This is a genomic window from Streptomyces sp. NPDC030799, from assembly GCF_055572255.1.
Genome location: NZ_JBVIDS010000003.1, coordinates 74,177 through 90,510 on the forward strand (window position 1 = coordinate 74,177; position 16,334 = coordinate 90,510).

The window sequence follows — 16,334 nt, forward strand, 5'->3', positions numbered from 1 at the left end:
ACCTGGAGCTGGTGGTCGAGCCCGTCCTGCGGGACCTCTGTGCCGTAGGGCTCGTACTCACTGCCGGCGCGCCTCCGAAGACCTCCCTCCTTCTCGCGTCCAGTGGCAGCAGGCATCCGCCAGGGGGCTGGGCCGCCTACGCTGATCTCATAAAGCGCCCGTGGAGCGAGCATCGGGTTCGGACGGACAACGAGGTTGAACACGTCCGACAGGCCGTGCGGCGCATGCACGAGCCACCGGCCGTCCACCTCCACACATATTCCGAGGCAGCAGGTCGTCGCGGCGAAACTGTCGATCGCCGCCTCAGTCGAGTCATACGGCGGACACGGGAGACCGAACTTGTCCTGGTACGAGAGGTGCACCCGCGCTTCGTTGCGGATCTCCACCTCCGCGGGCAGGCCGGCGAAGACTCTCCGACCGGCCTTGAGCACCGTGTCTTCGGCCTCCCAGTAAACGATCTGGAACGGGCAGCCGGCCGTCACATACCACCCGGGCAGCTCCAGCGTCGCCGCTCGCGACAGGACCTCCGTCAACACGTCGTTACGGCACAGCACCGCGCGAAGGGACTCAGATTGCTGGTCGAGAGGGAGTCAACTGATCATCAGCCCTACCTACCACAGGTCGCCCGCCGGACGGGCCGGCTTGCCGCAAGGACCCCTCGGTGGAGGGCGGGTGACGTCCGCCCTCCACCGAGTCCGAAACATCGCCAGGACCCCGGCGACGTGTACTTCAGGCTTGACCTTCGGGCCGGATCCTCAGCTCTTGGTCAGTGTGCGGCGGAGAAGGGGCAGAAGGCGGTCCCAGTGAAGTTGCAGTGCGGCGGGGTTGAAGGCATCGGTGTCGGACATGGTGAAGCCGTGGACGGTGCCGGGGTAGATCTCGGAGGTGTAGCTGATACCCGCCGCGTCCAGGGCCTGGTTGAGCTCGCCGAGGGCCTCGGGCGTCAAGTCGCTCTCGGCGTGGCCGAAGTGGACCTCGGCGGTGAGCTTCGAGAGACTGTCGGGTCCATCGACTCCCACCGGACCGTGGAATGCGGCGAGGGCGGCTACCTGGCCAGGGTGGGCCGCGGCGGTGCGCGTCGCCAGGAGGCCGCCGATGCAGTAGCCGGTCACCGCGACCGGCCCGCCGCTGACCTGGGGCTGAGCGGTGAGGAACCTGAGATAGGCGTCGGCGTCGCTCAGGACACGTTCTGTGGTGTGCGCCTCGATCACGGGCATCAGCTGGGCGAAGACCGCGGGCCGGACGTCATCTCCAATGTGTTCGGGAAGCTCGATCAGCGGTGCCGGGCCGTGCCGGTAGAAGAGGTTGGGGACGAGCACGTAGTAACCGTGCCCTGCCAGTTCACGGGCCATCTGCCGCAGCACGGGCCGGATTCCGAAGCCGTCCGCGTACATCAGCACCCCTGGGCGCCGCCCGCCACCTTCGGGGAAGGCGGCGAACGCGTCGGCCTGGCCGTCCGGGGTGGGAATCTGCAGCGTCTTGGTGGGCACGAATTCTCCTGTCGTGGTTGATGTGTCGAGCCTGTGATCAACACGACGGAGGCGGACCCCGCGCAGCAGCGCAAAATCCTCGATCCAACAACGGGCCAGCACCGGCCCGTACGGCGCTCAGAAGAGCACCGGGTCACCAATCCGTGTGTGGCGCAATGCCATCCCGGTAGTCACGACTGCACAACGTAGCCCACGGAATGAAGCGGATGCCAGCCTCCCAGGCCACGTGCTGTTCGTGAGAACGCTCTCGGTCAACACTACGGATCCAGAAGCCGGTTGACCCGCTGCCAGTGACCGGGATATCCCATCCTGCCGGATCGCGGTCGTCACCGCACTTCGAAACACCCCCTTTGCCGAACCCTCCGGATGTGACCGAACCGAAGCCGCTCTTCCGGTCCGATTTGGCCATGTTCGTAGGCTTCCACAGGGAAGGCAGTGCACCACGGCGCGAGGCGGTCACCAGATTGCCGAAGCAGCGCGGACCCAGCCCGGTGTACGGGCCTGTCCAGGACGCCTTCGACACCGTGATCACACCAAACACACATTGATCACTTCACTGCGGCTTGGGCTTGGGTCAGGCCCCTCATACAGCTTCTCGTCTGCCGGCCAGACGGCGCCGCCACCAGAGGTCAGAACGCCACTGCCGGTGATCGGCGAACGGATCTGGCAGCGTGCGCTCGACATACCTGGCATCCAGGGCGCGCACTCGGCGTCCAAGCTCGGTGCGGGCCCAGGGAGGCAACTGCCGCAAGACCTCCTCAAGCACGTCGCGGGCATGCCGCACGTCGTCGAAGGAACAGTCGCGGCACGAACACTCCGCCTCCTGCGGATACAGGGGGCGTCGTCCTGGTGGTTGCAGAAACGCTCGATACCGCCGCAGCGCACGGTCGGTGACGCCGGGGTAGACGTAGTAGTCACCCGAGAGCCTCTCTACTTGACCTATTGCGGCACTGGTTCGAGCAGAGAGGCCGTGGATCCGGTCTGGGGGCAAGCCCCACGCGACAGGGAGAGACTGTTCAGCGCGCAGCGCGCCGGGCCGCTTACGCGGCATCGGCCTTTCGGTACGTGGGCATGAGCATCATCATGCCAGCATCTGCAGTCCGAGGACGGTCAGGAAGCCGCATCCGTCTCGATCCGGCGCCCCAGGACTCAACCTCGCATGCTGTCGTTGACGGCCTCGGCTGCTGCCTCCAACTGACGGTCACCGGCGCTACCTTGGACGCGTCCTGGCTGAACTCCAACCATTTGCCCCGGCTCGTTCACGCCTGCTCAGGACACGAGGGGCTGTTCTTCCGACTCGGTGAGCTTCACGGTGCACAGACCGCCACGCTCGGTCTTCACATCCACCACCTCGAGCTGCGTGCCCGGCAGGAGAATGAACTCCTCCTCGCCCGTGAACGCGGAGAAGTTGCGAATGCCGACGGCCCGTGCGGGCTGCACCTCGAAGAGCGTCCGCTTGCCGCGACTGCCGAGGAACGCCCGTGCCACGCCGAGCTCGGATGTGCACGAGGACACACCCCACCAGGTCACGGTCCGCCCCACCGGGTACTGCGCCCGCAGGTCCAGCGGCACACCGCGCCACAACGGCTCCTTGCGCACGGGAAGGCCCGACACCGCTGAGAACAGCAGCCGCAGATAGGGGAGGTAGGGGACGACCTTCGACCGGTCCGGATTGCGCAGGATGGCGTTGATCTCCCGGTAGAACGCGGACTCGCAGGTGTAGAGGTAGAGGGCGGCGACGGCGTCTGCGGACAGGTTCCCGGTGCCTTCGTCCGCTCGGAGCTTGCCGAACTCGTGCGACCGCTGGACGTGCCGGTCGAGACCGCGCAGCAGCTTGGCGACGGGGCTGACGGCGTCTCGGAAGTCCATGAGCGGGGTGTCGAACACGCCGGTGATCGCCTCAAGGACGAGGCCTTCGTCCTTGACGCTGGAAAGCCGCTCCAGGTACAGCTGGTGCAGCTCCATGGTGGACGTGATGAACGCGCCCATGCGCTCGGCGACGTCGCTGTCCGTCCCGCCGGCCCCCGCCGCGAGCCTGTCCCACCCTCGGCTCGGCAGCCAGTCGACCGCCTCGGCACCCACCGACGCGAGGGCGTCATTCACCATTTCGAAGTGGTCGCCGTCGCAGAAGATATCGCCCTGCGCGGCGGGGTTGCAGTGGTCGATGTGCCGGACCTCGACCTCGGGATACTTCTTCTGGAGCCGGAGGACGACCTGCTTCAGACTGCGGGCGTGGGCCCCCCACCACGCGAAGACGACACCGCGGTCCTCCTCGTCGGCGTTCTGCTTGGCCTTGAGTATCTCCTCGACGATCCGCTCGGCGACCGGACGCCAGAACCCGGTGTGCGGGTCGGCTCCCCTCGGCCCGTCGCTGCTGGCGGTGAGGGCCGCGTTCAGCAGCAGTACGCCCTGCGTGAGCATTGCCTGGAACCATTCCGGCGGCTGGACGGTGTCCTGCTTCTTCAGCAGCGCGCGGATGTCGGCGATCGGCGTCTTCTTGGGGATGCCGTACTTCCACATCGCCGCTGCCTTGATGATGCAGCGGATACTGACGACCCTGCCGAACTGGCTGTCCTTCCAGTCGTGGAAGGTGTTGTCGAACATGGCGATGCCGGTGGCGCTCTCCGGCCGTGGGTACGGGTTCTGCCCGAAGATGACGACCTTCCACTTGTGGGGCGGGTTGGGCTTGAGCGCCTGGAAGGTCAGTTCGCGGACGGGAACCACATCCGGGCCCCGGTCCGGGCCGATGAAGGAGGTGGCGTTCGGCTGCGCCTCGATGACCGGCCTCAGCAGCGGGAGCCAGGGTTCACCACCGTCCTTGAACAGTTCGGCGAGGGCGAGCGGGTCGTTCGGGTCGGGCTGGGCCGAGGCGTTGTCATTGATCATGGCCCGGGAGGCTAGCAGCGGGGTACGACAACGTGATCTCCCAACTGCGTTGTCAGTGGGCCCCTGTAGCGTCGTGATCACTGGAAAGCCCCTTTCCCGACGGGAGTGTGGAAGATGACCGTGAACCGCGTGCAGCCGCCGCTCAAGGTGGTCTTGACCGACATCAATGCCACGGTGGTGCAGGCGTGGCGGGCGGCATTCGCCGATACTCCCGGGATCGAGATCCGCAAGGGGTCGATCCTCGATGAGACCGTCGACGCCTGGGTCAGCCCGACCAACTCGCGGGGCCTGATGAACGGCGGGGTCGACGCCGTCATCAAGCGGCACCTCGGCGCGGGGATCCAACTGCGCGTACAGCGGGCGATCCGCGACCAGTTCGAGGGAAGGCTCCCGGTGGGAAGCGCGGTGTGCGTTCCCTCCGGGGCGACCAACCCGAAGTTCCTGATCTCCACACCGACGATGGAACAGTCGTCGCAGAACGTGAGCGAGACCCTCAACGTGGCTCTGGCGTGCGCCGCCGCGTTCCAGGCGATCCACCGCCAGAACAACGGAGCACCCGGCAGCATCACGTCGGTGGCACTGGTCGGCATGGGCGCCCAGACCGGCCGGGTACCGGCACGCGTGTGCGCCAACCTGATGTGGACGGGCTACACGCTGTTCAACGACTACTGCTTCGACGACTACGACAACCTGCGCAACACGATCATCGCCCAACTCGACGACATCGAAAACGCCCCCACCGAAACCCGGGTACGCATAGCGCCGCCCCGTCGGGCGTCATCCCATCGGTGACCACCGTACGAACCGCCGCCGGTGTGGTGCTTGATCCCGCAGGATGCGCAGCGCCTCGACGAGCAATCCCTTCCTGCCGCGCATCCACTCTCTGTCCGCCCTCGTGCCGCTGAACGCCGCAGATCGCACTAGGAGCCGCCACCAGGGCCCGTGGCCGAACGCTGGAAACATCACCAGCGTGTGCCACACAGGAGCGGGCGCACCTCCGGCCGTGTCGGGTACTGGGACCAGCACGGCCAGGCGGGACGTCAGCGGGCCAGGGTGACGGTGACAGGAACATCGGGACAGCTGCTAAGGACATCCGTGAGCGCCGTCTGCTCGGCGGCGGGGGCGCCACTCCCCCGCGGCCGGGAGGTGCCGGGCTGGGTCGGTAGGCCGGACGTCGTGCCCGAGCTGGACGAGCCGCAGGACGATGCAGGCAGCCGCCTGTCGGCCCTGACCGGGCTGGGTGCGGTCTTCGATGTCGGGGCTCCAGGTGAAGGCCGCGTCCTCGATGTCGGCGTGGGTGGCGTCGTTGAGGTCGTCGGGGCACTCCGGGGCGGCGACGGCACCGAGCTGGGTGTCAGTGGTCACCAAGTACATGGATCCGGGAGTGGCCGCGTTGTGGGTGTGAGGTGACCCGCTTGGGACGGCGGCGGGTGGGCAGGGCACGGTCGACGGAGAAAAGGTCGTACTTCTTGCGCAGCCGGTCCTCGGTGCGCCGCCGATCAGCTGTTGATGCGCTACAGAGAAGTTGAGGCCGAAACCCCGCCGGCCGCCCATCGCCACCAAACCGATGGACAAACGCCGCTGATTGAAGTGAACGAAGCCAGACATTCGGAGCCGGCAGCCGAATTCTCGACTGCGCGACATCCCGCGAGTTCCTCTGAGCTCTGCTGAGTCCTCGTCCGCGTGGCCGGGGCGTTGTGGCCCCTTGGGAGTGTCCTTCGAGGAAAGCAGCAGGTCAGACGGGATGCGGCTGGGCGATCACAAGGCCTGTGAAGGGGCCGGGCTGGTCTCCGTGCTGCCCAGGGGTGGCGGGCTGGGGTGGAGTCGTGGGTTTCAGCGAGGCAGGCTTGGTGCATGAGGTCGCTCTTGCGCTCACCCCCGGTACCAGGAGCAGGCGGTCATCACCGGGTCCTCTTCGCGTTGATGCCGTGTGTGCCCTATCTGATCGCGCTGGCTGTGCTGGTCATCGAGCTCACGCCTGCGCACTTCATCTATACAGGTCCCTTTCTCACTGCGGTCCCGGCGCTGGCGGCGGTGACGTTGGGGCCCAGGGGCACCACTGCGGCGGCGGTCCTGGCGCTGGCGATCAGTGTGGTCACCGCGACTTATAACGGGGCGTGGGGCACCCTGCAGGTCTACAGCAACTTTCTGGCGCTGGCCCTGGTCTCCGTGGCTGGGTTCATCACCAGCCGCGCCATGCAGGAGCGCAGGCAGAAAGAGCTCGACCAGGTCCGCCGCATCGCCGTGGCGGCCCAGGAGGTCGTGCTGCGGCCCGTACCCGCGCGCCTGGGCCCGCTGCGAGCCGGCAGCCTGTGCCTTGCGGCTGGGACGGGGGCACGGGTGGGCGGTGATCTGTACGAGGCCGTGCAGACGCGGTACGGCGTCCGGATGATCGTCGGGGACGTGCGGGGCAAGGGACTGTCTGCGGTGCGGGCCGTCGCGGTGGCGCTGGGGGCGTTCCGGGAGGCCGTGCACTATGAGGACGATCTCGTGGAGGTCATGAACCGCTGCGCGGCTGCGCTGCGACGGGAAGTCGCGGTGCCGGGCGCGTTCGGGCAGGAGGTTCTGCTGGAAGGGTTCACCACGGCGCTCATCGCGCAGGTGCCGGACGAACCCGTGGTGCAGTTGGTCAACCGTGGACATCCGCCACCGCTGCTGCTGCACCGGGGCAGGGCCGCACCGTTGATGCCGGGCCTGCCGTCGCCACCTCTCGGTCTCGAAGACCTCGTCACCGACCTCCCCGAGAAGCCTGAGACCTATCCGTTCACTCCCGGTGACCGTCTGTTGCTGTACACCGACGGCGTGATCGAAGCCCGCAACCGCGACGGCGAATTCTTCGCTCTGCGGGAGGCCGTCGAGGAGATGGGCGTCGGCCCCGCCCCGCCAGAATTCCTGGAGCAACTGCACCAAGCGTTGAACCGCCACACCGGCGACGACTTGGCCGACGATGTGGCGATGATCTTGGTCGACCGGTTCGACTGCCTACCGCAGTCGCCTCCCGGTGAGTCAGAGGCGGGGTAGGTGACTGTCACACGGTCGGCTGCGAAACCACGGCTTGCCGGTCATCTTCCGCACGGTCTGTAAACCTGCCGGTGATGAAAGCCGTCGTGGTGGTCGCCTCGGGCCGGGCAACGTACGACGGAGGTCCTGTGGAGGCAGCGCGGGGCGCGGTGCCGTCCAGCGCGCACCGGCCCCGCACTGTGCTGCCTTACCGGGCCGGGCGGTGCCGCGGTAACGGGGTCCCAGGGCCGGCGAGGTGTGGGGAGTCCCACGACGCGGAGTGGAGTAGCAGCGTCGACACGATATCGACCCCCTGGGGCTGGCGCGTCGTCCTGGGCTGTCGTCATGTTCTGTCCTTGTCGGCGAGCGGTCTGGTGAGGCTTCGTGCTCCTGAATGACCTTCTCTGTGCTGGCGCGCCACAGATCGAGCCGACGGCGCAGCGGGAAGGGCAACTGCGGGTCCGGCGCAGTCGGCGTCGATCTGGTCGAGTTGCTCTCGGGCCCGGTCGATGTGGGTGTCGATGCGGGAGATGTTCACGCACACGGGGTTGCAGCGGCTCCAGTGCGGTGTCCGCATCGACGGCACTCGTCGCCGGGGTGTGCGGGCCTCCACCCAGACACCGCCGATCCCGTCCGGGAAGTGCATCTGCTTCTGCACGCCCCGCTGGAAGACGGCTCCGGCCTCGTCGGCATCACCCTTCTACGGCTAGAGATCCATAACGCTGGGGGTTACGGTCAGTTGTGATGGCTGTCCTGGGCCGCGCCATGCCAGAGGAATGAGGTATCCGATGACGTTGGGCTGACGGCCGACGAGCGGGCTCGGCGCGAGCAAGTCCGGCTTGAAAGCCGCTCCAACGACGGTAATGCGCCCGTCATTGGGTTCTGACCGGTCGCCGGTGTTCCAGCGGGGGCAATGCCACTTCCGGGTGTTGCCGTCAGGGCGCTTCCGTGGACATGGGTCCCAGTGCCTGGATCGCGGTGTCGATTGCGGTGGCCAACCGTGCGGGATCGTGGCCGGCGCGTTCCCGGACCCGCAGTCCGAGCACCGTGGTGAACAGGAGTTCCGCGGCGCCCTCGATGTCGAGGGCGGGGGGTAGTTCGCCGTTGTCGCGGCCCTCGAGCAGCAACGATCGCAGTGCCTGCCGGGTCACTTCGAAGGCGGCCTCGGTCCGCTGACGGACCTCGTCGTCGGTGATGTCGAGTTCGGTGGCTGTGTTGACCACGAAGCAGCCCCGGCCGGGCTCGCCGCCGGTCGGGCAGGTCACCAGCCACAGCATCCAGTCCCGCAGTGCCTGGCGCAGCGGACGGCCATCGGCGCCCAGCCGTTGTTCGGCCTGGGCGGACTCGGTGGCCCGGTAGTGGTCGAGGGCGCGCAGGAACAGCGTGTGCTTGTCCTGGAACGTCCGGTACAGGCTGCTGGGCGTGAGTTTCAGCTCGTCACCCAGATCACGCACGGAGGTGGCGTTGTAGCCACGTCGCCAGAACAGCTCGGTCGCTCTGGCGACCGCGTCCTCCCGAATGACTGAAGGAGGCGTCGGTGACAACCACAGAACGGACCACCGCCCAGGTGGCTGGTCAGTCAGCAAGCCCTGCACAAGAGCCACTGGCCGGCGGTCACCGCCGTGGCCTTAGGCACCTTCCTGCTGGTGACCGCCGAGCAGCTGCCGATCGGCCTGCTGACCGCCGTGGGATCGGCACTGTCGGTCTCCGAAGGAACGGCAGCGCTGATGGTGACGGTTCCCAGCCTGCGGTTCCCAGCCTGGTCGCCGCGGTCTCGGCACCACTGGTTCCGGTGCTCGTCGGCGCCATGGACCGTCGGCTCCTGCTGCTTGGTCTGGCGGTCAGGGCCTGCCCGCTACGGCCGCAATCTAGGTATCCCACCAGTTATCTGTCTGAAGCCAGAAGGTCAGGGCTGGGCGAGGATGCGGGTCCGAAGGAGTTCGAACGAAGCCCGGCCGTACATAGCCCGCTTGAGCGTTTTCACCCGGTTCACATGCCCTTCGACGACCCCGGAACTCCAGGGGAGAGTGAGGCCGGCGGTGATCGCATCGAGGTCCTGACGGAGGAAGCCAGCGAAGCCCTTCATGGGCTTCGGTGCGTCCTGCTCGGCCTGCCTGATCCAGTCGAGCAACAGGTATCCACGCTGGTGACGGACTAGATCGGCGAACGCCCGCGCGAGGTCGCAGGCCCGGGTGATGTCCGAGCAGGCGAGCCGGACTTGAAGGAGTCGCTTGTCCTGACTGTCGGTGAGCGTCTCCCGGGGCCGCATGATCCACGAGGTGATCTTGCGAGGACTCGGGATGTCGGCCCGGACCGGTTCGGCGGTGCCTGAACGGAGGGCGGCGAGGTGCTTGCGGACGACATGACAGCTGCCGCGGTAGCCGCGAGCCTGGATTTCCAGGAACAGGTGCGTCCCGCTGACCTGGCCTTGTGCTTCGGTGAAGCGGGCATTGAGGTATGCCTTGAAGGGGTCCAGGACGCCGTTGGGGCGGCGCTCGCGAGCGGAGGCCAGCAGCTCGTCGAGGTCGGTGTCGCGAAAGCGGCGCACGGTCTTGCGGTCAAGGTTCAGACGGCGGGCGATGACGCTGACGGTCCAGCGTTTCTCCAGCAGGCGGTGGATGTCCTCGTAACGGTGGCGGGTGCGTTCGATGATCTGAGTGCGGGCCAGTTCCGCGGGTGGTAACAGCATCGGGGGTGGCTCCGGCACTTCGGTCACGGCCTCCTCGTCGGCGCGTTTGCGCAGGCAGTCGCGGTGCTGGTGGCAGGTCCTCTCCACCGCGGCGGACAGGTTCTGCAGCAGGTGCCAACGATCAGCGACTTCGAGGGCATGAGGGGTGGCTTCCTTGACCGCCTTGGTGTAGGCGGTGGCCCAGCGTGCGGCCGGACGGCCGCCGAGCTCGATAGCGCAGCCAGCCTGTCAGCCCGGTGCTGGAGCGGCGGTGTCGCTCGGACAGGCCCGGCACCTGCTCGACGAACGTCTTGTGGGAACAGCTCTTCCGGTCACAGAAGTACCGGCGCACCCGCAGCCGTCCTCGCCTGCTTCCGGCAGTCCGGGCACCGGCCCGGACGAGCCGTCGATACCGCCTCCACCACCAGGACGCTGGAGAAGTCGTTGACCCGCTCCACCCGCACATCGATCCCGGGAAACAGCACATCCTCGACCGTCTTGCTCGCCACGGCAGGAAACACCCTGCTGAAACGATCCCCCGTTCCAGCTGCTGACCTGGGGATTCACGGAACTGCGGACAGAGCCTTGAAAACGACCACGGATGCTCCCCGGTGGGACAGGACCGCTATGGTGTACTGCCCGGTGAACGCCGCGTACTTGACGATCTTGCGGTGCAGGTTGATTCGGGTGCGGGAGATGACCGCCGTACGGATGTCTGGCCGCCACGTCGGCCGGGACAGCGCCCGCCAGGGCTCACCAGGTCGCCAGCCCTCACCGCGCGGGCGCTCGCGCAGCTTGCCCAGGCCGCCCTTGACGGTGGCTTTGATCGCCGAGGCGACGATCGCCAGCTCAGGGTCGCCTTCCTTATAGCCTTCCATCGCCGCCAAGAAGTCCGCCGGCGGCAGGTCCGCGCGCACGCCGAGGTCGGCCATCGTGGCGACGAGGTAGGCGTCGCACAACCGCTTGTACCAGCCGTCCAGGTAGCAACCGTTGTCATACCGCACCCACCTGCGGTGATCCGGCCACCGGCCACTCTGGGTCGCGCACGACCGAGTGACTTCGTGCGCCGGAGGGAAGGTAGCGATCACTCGCGGCTGCTCGTTGGTCCTTGGGGCGCACCGAGCCCGGTGCCCATGCGATGCGGGCGTGGTCGCGGGTGATCAGGCATTGACGACGGCACGCCAGATTGTCACCACGGCCCCCGCCTGGATCAGCAGGAAAGCGATCTGTCCCGAGAGGCCGTGCAGCTCGTAGATCGATGCCAGTAGGCGGAGGCGTTTCGTCATGTAGGCCCGTTCGCGACTGAACGTGTCGGTGTCCATCCACATGCTCGTCAGGGTCAACACCATGAGCATGAGAATGACGCGCAGGACTGCCTCGCCCAATTCCTTGGTTCCGAGGTTTTGGGTGAATGCGGCAAAGACGGCAGCGACCACGATGGGAACGAACCAGGCGACGAAGAGACTCAGAGCTCGCGTCGGACCGCGTTCTCCGGGCAATACTCGCCACAACGCGCCCAGAACGAGTCCCGCCCCGGCGAAGGAGATCTCACCTGCGATGAACGTCCCGATCGTATCGGGAATGCCCGTGGGTAACGTGAGAGTATATGTCCAGTGTTTGACGCCGTATGCGTTCTGGTACCAGGCGAAGACCATACTGGGCAGAATTCCGAAGATAGATGCCCAGCGTGCCGCATTGAGAGCATTTCCCCACCAACGGGAGCTTGGTCCCCAGCTGAGCGCGACGTCGACCACGGACACAGGGTCCGGTAGACAGTCGTGGCCACATTGGGTGGGTCGCCAGCGGTGCAGGAAGCGGAGCTGCTTCTCCAGGCTCGGTCTCGTGGTTTCCTCCGCGTGCCCGTGATCGATGAGGTGCAGCCGGTGGAGCAGCTCCCGGCAGCGCCGGGCCTCGACCAGTAGCTGCTTGTGCCTTTCCCGGTCACTCAGTTCCGCCACGACGCAATGCGTCCCTGCTTTTCGGTCCACTCGGCTCAGTACCGACCAACGGCCCATCACCTTCACCACGCCGTACAATGCGACCATGTTGAGAGGTAGCCAGAGGCCGTACACCGCCGCGACATTTCCCGGAAACTTGACTCCCCTCAACGCAACGACGATGGCAAAGATGGAGATCACCGCAACTAGATCCACACCCTCCGGGCCCAGGGTTTCTGGTTTGATTCGGCAGTTGCTGTGGAGAAGTGCTACGAGTGCGAGGCCTGCCAGTGCCCACGTGTAGGCGTACGCCCATTGCGGGCCGCGGGATGCGAAGTCTGCGAGCTGCTGACTCAGGGCGCTTCCATGGTCGGTCCCGAAAAGCGCGGCTGCTTCCCCCATCCAGTTGGCACGTTTCCACCTATCTTCGAAGATCAGTGCACGGCAGAGCACCACCATGGCTGCGACCACAGCAAGCGCTGCGCCGACTGCAACCATGTGCCGGAGGTGATAGTCGGGTCGGCCATCTTTCGAGGGTGAAGGATTTTCGGGCTTGGTTTCGCTCGGGGATTCTCCCAGCCTTCCTTCCCGTGCAAAACGCCAGGCCCAGGCAGCGATCGCAGTCAGCCACAGCCAAAGCATGGACAGGTCCAGCAAAACCAGTCCGGCTATTCCTAGAGTAGGGGGGCGAGTGCTGGGCACGAGATTCGGCGGAAGCCCGATGAGGTGCGGAGACAGGATTACCAGCAGTCCTACCGCTGCCGCCGCCCCGGAGGTGCCGTAGACGACTCTCTTGCGGTTCACCAACCCTCTGGGATCATCGGGGCCCTGCGTCAGCGGCAGCCATGGCCGCGCGAGAAGGACCATGGTGAGACCCGCGCAGATCCCCAGCAGGGCGCGCCCGACGTTCTTGCTGGGAGAAGAAGGCTGGATCACCAGCAGCAATGCCAAGCCAAGGGCTGCACTCAGCACGGCCCATTCCAACGCCGCGCAGGCCACCGCTCTGGAAGCGGTCCTCTCGGTGTTGTCGTCGGACTTCCCGCTGTCCCGTCGTGCCAGAGGCAACGCTGACGCGGCGAGGACAATCGAGGCACTGACCCACCACGAGGCAATTCCCAGAGAGGCGATGAAAGTAGCGCGTTTACTTTGAGTAAGATCCCGTGGTGGCGCTATTTTGGCGAAGATGGGCGGCTTGTGTCCGCGCCATACTCTGGTGTCTTTGTCGATGCTCGATATTCCGGGGGAATCGCTTATCTCCAGTCCGCCTGGATCGATCGAGATCGTCTGCCATGAGGCGTTGGTCGAACCACTCGATGGGTTGAGGGTGATGCTCCAGTCGTTGGCTGACGGAGCCGTGACCGTCCAAGGACCCACCTCGTATTCGCCGCCTGGGTGAATCAGATTCCACGACTCGTATTGCAGGGTGGCAGGGTGTTTTTGCGTGATCTGGTGATTGATGGATCGCCACTCCGGATGCCACTCGTCGATACTTTTCGGCGATTGGTTACTCCTGGGTAGCAGGCAGTGTAGGGCTTGTTTGTACTTGAATGCATTCGAGCTGAGTGTCAGGCTGTCCGCAAGTTGCCCCTTCTGCTCTGGTAGCTCGATGCTTGTTATCTGCCGAACTTCAACGAACTCGAGATTTTTCCGTCTGAAGATCAGCCGGGAAGTGAAATTCGCCTTCCCGGCCTTTCGGATTTCCGAGCAGTTGGCCATGTCGGCGGCGTGTGCCTGTGCTGGTTGCGCCGCCCCCCACCCCAGCACCACGAAGGTGAGCGCAATCAATCGCCACACCAAGGAATTCATGTCCGGGATGGGCATCCGCTGTAGGGGTCGCATTGCAGGATGACCTCATAGGGGTCGCCGGCGAACTCGCTGCGGCGTGAGTGGCCGACGCTGGAGAGGAAGCGCCATTGGGTGGGCTTCTTATGGCTGGTCCGGTCCGTTTTCTCCACGTGGGTGTGGAGGGTGCGTGTGCTCGTGTCGGTCGTCTCGACCAGGGTCTCGTCGTCAGCCAAGGGGAAGTGCTCGTGCAGCAGGCACAGGCCGAAGCGGTCCAGGTTGCCGTGTTTCTCAAGTACGGCGATCAGATCCCGGACGAAGTCCGCGTCCTGCGAGCTCAGAGGCTCGGCTTCCTCGAACCGTGGGAGGCCTGACTCAGAATTCGGCTTCTGTGCGCTCACCGCCACCTCCGTCGACTACCAAAAGTACCCTCTTTGTCACTTTACGTGTGCATATGTCTGCCCGCAACGGATGGGTCTCCGGCGCAAGGACGGGGCAGTTGTCCACAGGGTCTGACGCGTCGCACTGGCTCGGTCCTGGCAGATGATCTCGGCTCCGGGGTGCTCGGTGAGCCAGGCCGCGAACGTTTCGGAGGTGCGGCCAGGCAGTACGTCCACGACCCGGCCGGCCTCGACGTCGACCAGCACGGTGCCATAGGTGCAACCCTTGCGGAAGGCGAACTCGTCCACCCTCAGCACCCGCGGCGCACGGTGCGGCACCGTCGGCGCCGCCAGCAGCCTGAGCAGCCGGGTACGGCCTGCGACCAGCCGCAGGCGGCGGCACAGCCGCGCGGCCGGATGTCCGTCGAGCTCGATCGCGATGGACCGCAGCCAGCCTGTAAGTCCTGTGCTGGAGCGGCGGTGCCACTCGGACAGGCCCGGGGTCACAGAAGTACCGGCGGACCCGCAGCCGGACGATGACCCGGCGAGATCCCAACGACTTGTCATCCAGGACGCGTTCGTACGTGCTGTGTATGCGTCTCGCCTGTTTCCGGCAGTCGGGGCACCGGCCGGGGCGAGCGGTGGACACCGCCTCCACCACAAGGACGTCGGAGGAGTCGGTGACGCGCTCCACGCGCACATCGATCCCGGGAAACAGCACAACCTCGACCGTCTTGCTCGCCATGCCGGGACATACTCTTCCGAAACGATCCCTCGCTCAGCTCGCTGACCTGGGGATTCACGGAACTGCGGACAGAGCCATTTTCAGCGACCCTGCGGCCGGGCTCTGGGCCGTCGAGCAGGTTCCCGGCGTCGGTCGGGCGGATTCGAGGATCGGGCGGACCTCGACGGTCTCCGGGGTAGGGAGGCTCTGGCCAGTTCGAGGGCTTCCGCACGGTCGGCCACCTCGACGATGAACCAGCCGCCGAGGGTCTCCTCGCCGGCGTGCGCGGGCCCGTCGGTCACCGTCGGCGTCCCGTCGGCCGCAATGCGCACCGTCGCGGGCGCGGTGCGCTCGGTCTCCAGGGCTTCGCCGCCGACCAGTTTCCCGACCGCGGCGAGGCTACCGATCCAGCCCTCGCACTCCTTGCGGTACGCGGCCCGGTCGGCCTGGATCCGGCAGCGCGATTCGTCCGTCTCGAAGATCACGAGTGCGTATTTCATGGGACCTCCTCCCCCGGCCGCCGTACGGCCGACTGCTGCTGACGGTGCGGGAGAGGGGTGGTTTGTTCAGGCGGTGCTGTCCAGCGGGGCGATGCGGGCGAGTGCGCCGATCTCCAGCGCGGTCCACAGGGCGCCGTCGGGGCCGACGGTGATGCCGTGCGGTTCGGAGCGGGGGGTGGGCAGGTCGTGGACGGTGACGTAGCCGTCGGGGGTGATCGTGCCGACGCGGTTGCCTCCCCATTCGGTGAACCACGCGGTGCCCTGTCCGTCGACGGTGACGGCGTGCGGTCGGGCGGCGCGGTCGGGCAACGGGAACTCGGTGATCCGCGCGTCGGGAGTGATCCGGCCGATCTGACCGGCGGCGATCTCGACGAACCAGAGCGCTCCGTCGTGGCCTGCGGCGATTCCGACCGGCGCCGCCGCCTCGGTCGGCAGGGGATGGAGAGTGACCCCACCGTCCATGCCGATCCGCCCGATGGCGTTGGCCTGGTTGAGTGTGAACCACATGCCGCCGTCGCGACCAGCGGTGATTGCCGAGGGAAACGCGCCGGTGACGGGCAGTGGAAACTCGGTGAGGTGACCTTCGACGGTGATGCGGCCGATGCGGTCGGCGGCGGTCTCGGTGAACCACAGCGCGCCGTCGGGGCCCGCCGCGATACCGAACGGCCCGCAGCCGGAGCCGGGCACGCCGAACTCGTCGATCACGCCGTCGGTGGTGATCCGCCCGATCCGGTCCGCCCGGTACTCGGTGAACCACAGCGCGCCGTCCGGGCCGGGTGTGATGACGGTCGGTCCGCTGTCGGGGTCGAGCCGGTGGCTCGTCGACTCCTCGCCGGGGGCGAGGCGGCCGATCCGACCGCTGTGGACGAGGGTGAACCACAAGGCGCCGTCCGGTCCCGTGGTGAGGGCGTAGGGTCCGGCCGCGTGGTCGGCCACCGTGTGCTCTTCGATGGATACCTGGGTCACG

General features: G+C 66.6%; 13 protein-coding genes and 4 pseudogenes. 2 read left to right on the forward strand and 15 right to left on the reverse strand.

Going from position 1 to position 16,334, the window contains the following annotated elements:
- Positions 1-116: 116 nt before the first annotated feature.
- From ACZ41I_RS07925 to ACZ41I_RS07935, 3 genes and pseudogenes are all read right to left on the reverse strand, one after another.
- Positions 117-554 (reverse strand): annotated as a pseudogene (locus ACZ41I_RS07925) (nucleotidyltransferase family protein); the annotation flags it as partial.
- Positions 555-755: 201 nt separating this feature from the next.
- Positions 756-1,490, reverse strand: coding sequence for a dienelactone hydrolase family protein (locus ACZ41I_RS07930; RefSeq protein ID WP_468513494.1), 735 nt, complete (start codon positions 1,488-1,490; stop codon positions 756-758).
- 1,269 nt (positions 1,491-2,759) lie between these two features.
- On the reverse strand, positions 2,760-4,376 hold the full coding sequence (locus tag ACZ41I_RS07935; RefSeq protein WP_468513495.1) for an ADP-ribosyltransferase domain-containing protein: 1,617 nt from the start codon (positions 4,374-4,376) through the stop codon (positions 2,760-2,762).
- A 114-nt stretch (positions 4,377-4,490) separates the two neighbouring features.
- On the opposite strand from ACZ41I_RS07935, the gene ACZ41I_RS07940 reads away from it, so the two are divergent.
- Positions 4,491-5,168: a macro domain-containing protein gene (locus ACZ41I_RS07940; RefSeq protein WP_468513496.1), complete on the forward strand. Its 678-nt coding sequence runs from the start codon at positions 4,491-4,493 to the stop codon at positions 5,166-5,168.
- A gap of 291 nt (positions 5,169-5,459) precedes the next feature.
- Here ACZ41I_RS07940 and ACZ41I_RS07945 read toward each other — a convergent pair whose 3' ends face one another.
- Positions 5,460-5,741: a hypothetical protein gene (locus ACZ41I_RS07945; RefSeq protein ID WP_468513497.1), complete on the reverse strand. Its 282-nt coding sequence runs from the start codon at positions 5,739-5,741 to the stop codon at positions 5,460-5,462.
- 558 nt (positions 5,742-6,299) lie between these two features.
- Between ACZ41I_RS07945 and ACZ41I_RS07950 the strand changes: the two genes are divergently transcribed.
- Positions 6,300-7,397: a PP2C family protein-serine/threonine phosphatase gene (locus tag ACZ41I_RS07950; protein ID WP_468326005.1), complete on the forward strand. Its 1,098-nt coding sequence runs from the start codon at positions 6,300-6,302 to the stop codon at positions 7,395-7,397.
- A gap of 914 nt (positions 7,398-8,311) precedes the next feature.
- Here ACZ41I_RS07950 and ACZ41I_RS07955 read toward each other — a convergent pair.
- The 11 genes and pseudogenes from ACZ41I_RS07955 to ACZ41I_RS08005 all read right to left on the reverse strand — a co-directional run bounded on the left by ACZ41I_RS07955 (position 8,312) and on the right by ACZ41I_RS08005 (position 16,333).
- Positions 8,312-8,920 carry a TetR/AcrR family transcriptional regulator gene (locus ACZ41I_RS07955; RefSeq protein WP_468513498.1) on the reverse strand — a complete coding sequence of 203 codons (609 nt, stop codon included), beginning with the start codon at positions 8,918-8,920 and terminating at the stop codon, positions 8,312-8,314.
- A 362-nt stretch (positions 8,921-9,282) separates the two neighbouring features.
- The gene (locus ACZ41I_RS07960; RefSeq protein WP_468513860.1) at positions 9,283-10,065 is read right to left on the reverse strand and encodes an ISL3 family transposase; all 783 of its coding nucleotides are present in this window, start codon (positions 10,063-10,065) and stop codon (positions 9,283-9,285) included.
- Between the two features lie 45 nt (positions 10,066-10,110).
- Positions 10,111-10,278, reverse strand: a pseudogene (locus ACZ41I_RS07965) (transposase); the annotation flags it as partial.
- A gap of 98 nt (positions 10,279-10,376) precedes the next feature.
- Complete coding sequence (locus ACZ41I_RS07970; RefSeq protein ID WP_468513499.1) at positions 10,377-10,553, reverse strand: hypothetical protein; 177 nt, start codon at positions 10,551-10,553, stop codon at positions 10,377-10,379.
- 105 nt (positions 10,554-10,658) lie between these two features.
- Positions 10,659-11,051 (reverse strand): annotated as a pseudogene (locus ACZ41I_RS07975) (telomere-associated protein Tap); the annotation flags it as partial.
- A 153-nt stretch (positions 11,052-11,204) separates the two neighbouring features.
- On the reverse strand, positions 11,205-13,802 hold the full coding sequence (locus tag ACZ41I_RS07980; RefSeq protein WP_468513500.1) for a DUF6185 family protein: 2,598 nt from the start codon (positions 13,800-13,802) through the stop codon (positions 11,205-11,207).
- Positions 13,784-14,164: a hypothetical protein gene (locus tag ACZ41I_RS07985; RefSeq protein WP_468513501.1), complete on the reverse strand. Its 381-nt coding sequence runs from the start codon at positions 14,162-14,164 to the stop codon at positions 13,784-13,786. Before ACZ41I_RS07985 ends, ACZ41I_RS07980 begins: the two co-directional genes overlap by 19 nt.
- A gap of 36 nt (positions 14,165-14,200) precedes the next feature.
- A complete protein-coding gene (locus ACZ41I_RS07990; protein ID WP_468513502.1) occupies positions 14,201-14,650 on the reverse strand; it encodes a transposase in 450 nt (149 codons plus the stop codon).
- Between the two features lie 55 nt (positions 14,651-14,705).
- A pseudogene (locus ACZ41I_RS07995) lies at positions 14,706-14,888 on the reverse strand (hypothetical protein); the annotation flags it as partial.
- 80 nt (positions 14,889-14,968) lie between these two features.
- Positions 14,969-15,367 (reverse strand): YciI family protein, encoded by a 399-nt coding sequence (locus ACZ41I_RS08000; protein WP_468513503.1) that lies wholly within the window; start codon positions 15,365-15,367, stop codon positions 14,969-14,971.
- 66 nt (positions 15,368-15,433) lie between these two features.
- The gene (locus ACZ41I_RS08005; RefSeq protein WP_468513504.1) at positions 15,434-16,333 is read right to left on the reverse strand and encodes a Vgb family protein; all 900 of its coding nucleotides are present in this window, start codon (positions 16,331-16,333) and stop codon (positions 15,434-15,436) included.
- Between the last annotated feature and the right edge of the window lies 1 nt (position 16,334).

Bases quoted from the DNA above. Each gene is read 5' to 3' on its own strand.
- ACZ41I_RS07935 (WP_468513495.1), bottom strand. From the start codon at position 4,376: ATGATCAATGACAACGCCTCGGCCCAGCCCGACCCGAACGACCCGCTC.
- ACZ41I_RS07940 (WP_468513496.1), top strand. From the start codon at position 4,491: ATGACCGTGAACCGCGTGCAGCCGCCGCTCAAGGTGGTCTTGACCGAC.
- ACZ41I_RS07950 (WP_468326005.1), top strand. From the start codon at position 6,300: ATGCCGTGTGTGCCCTATCTGATCGCGCTGGCTGTGCTGGTCATCGAG.
- ACZ41I_RS07960 (WP_468513860.1), bottom strand. From the start codon at position 10,065: ATGCTGTTACCACCCGCGGAACTGGCCCGCACTCAGATCATCGAACGC.
- ACZ41I_RS07980 (WP_468513500.1), bottom strand. From the start codon at position 13,802: ATGCCCATCCCGGACATGAATTCCTTGGTGTGGCGATTGATTGCGCTC.
- ACZ41I_RS08000 (WP_468513503.1), bottom strand. From the start codon at position 15,367: ATGAAATACGCACTCGTGATCTTCGAGACGGACGAATCGCGCTGCCGG.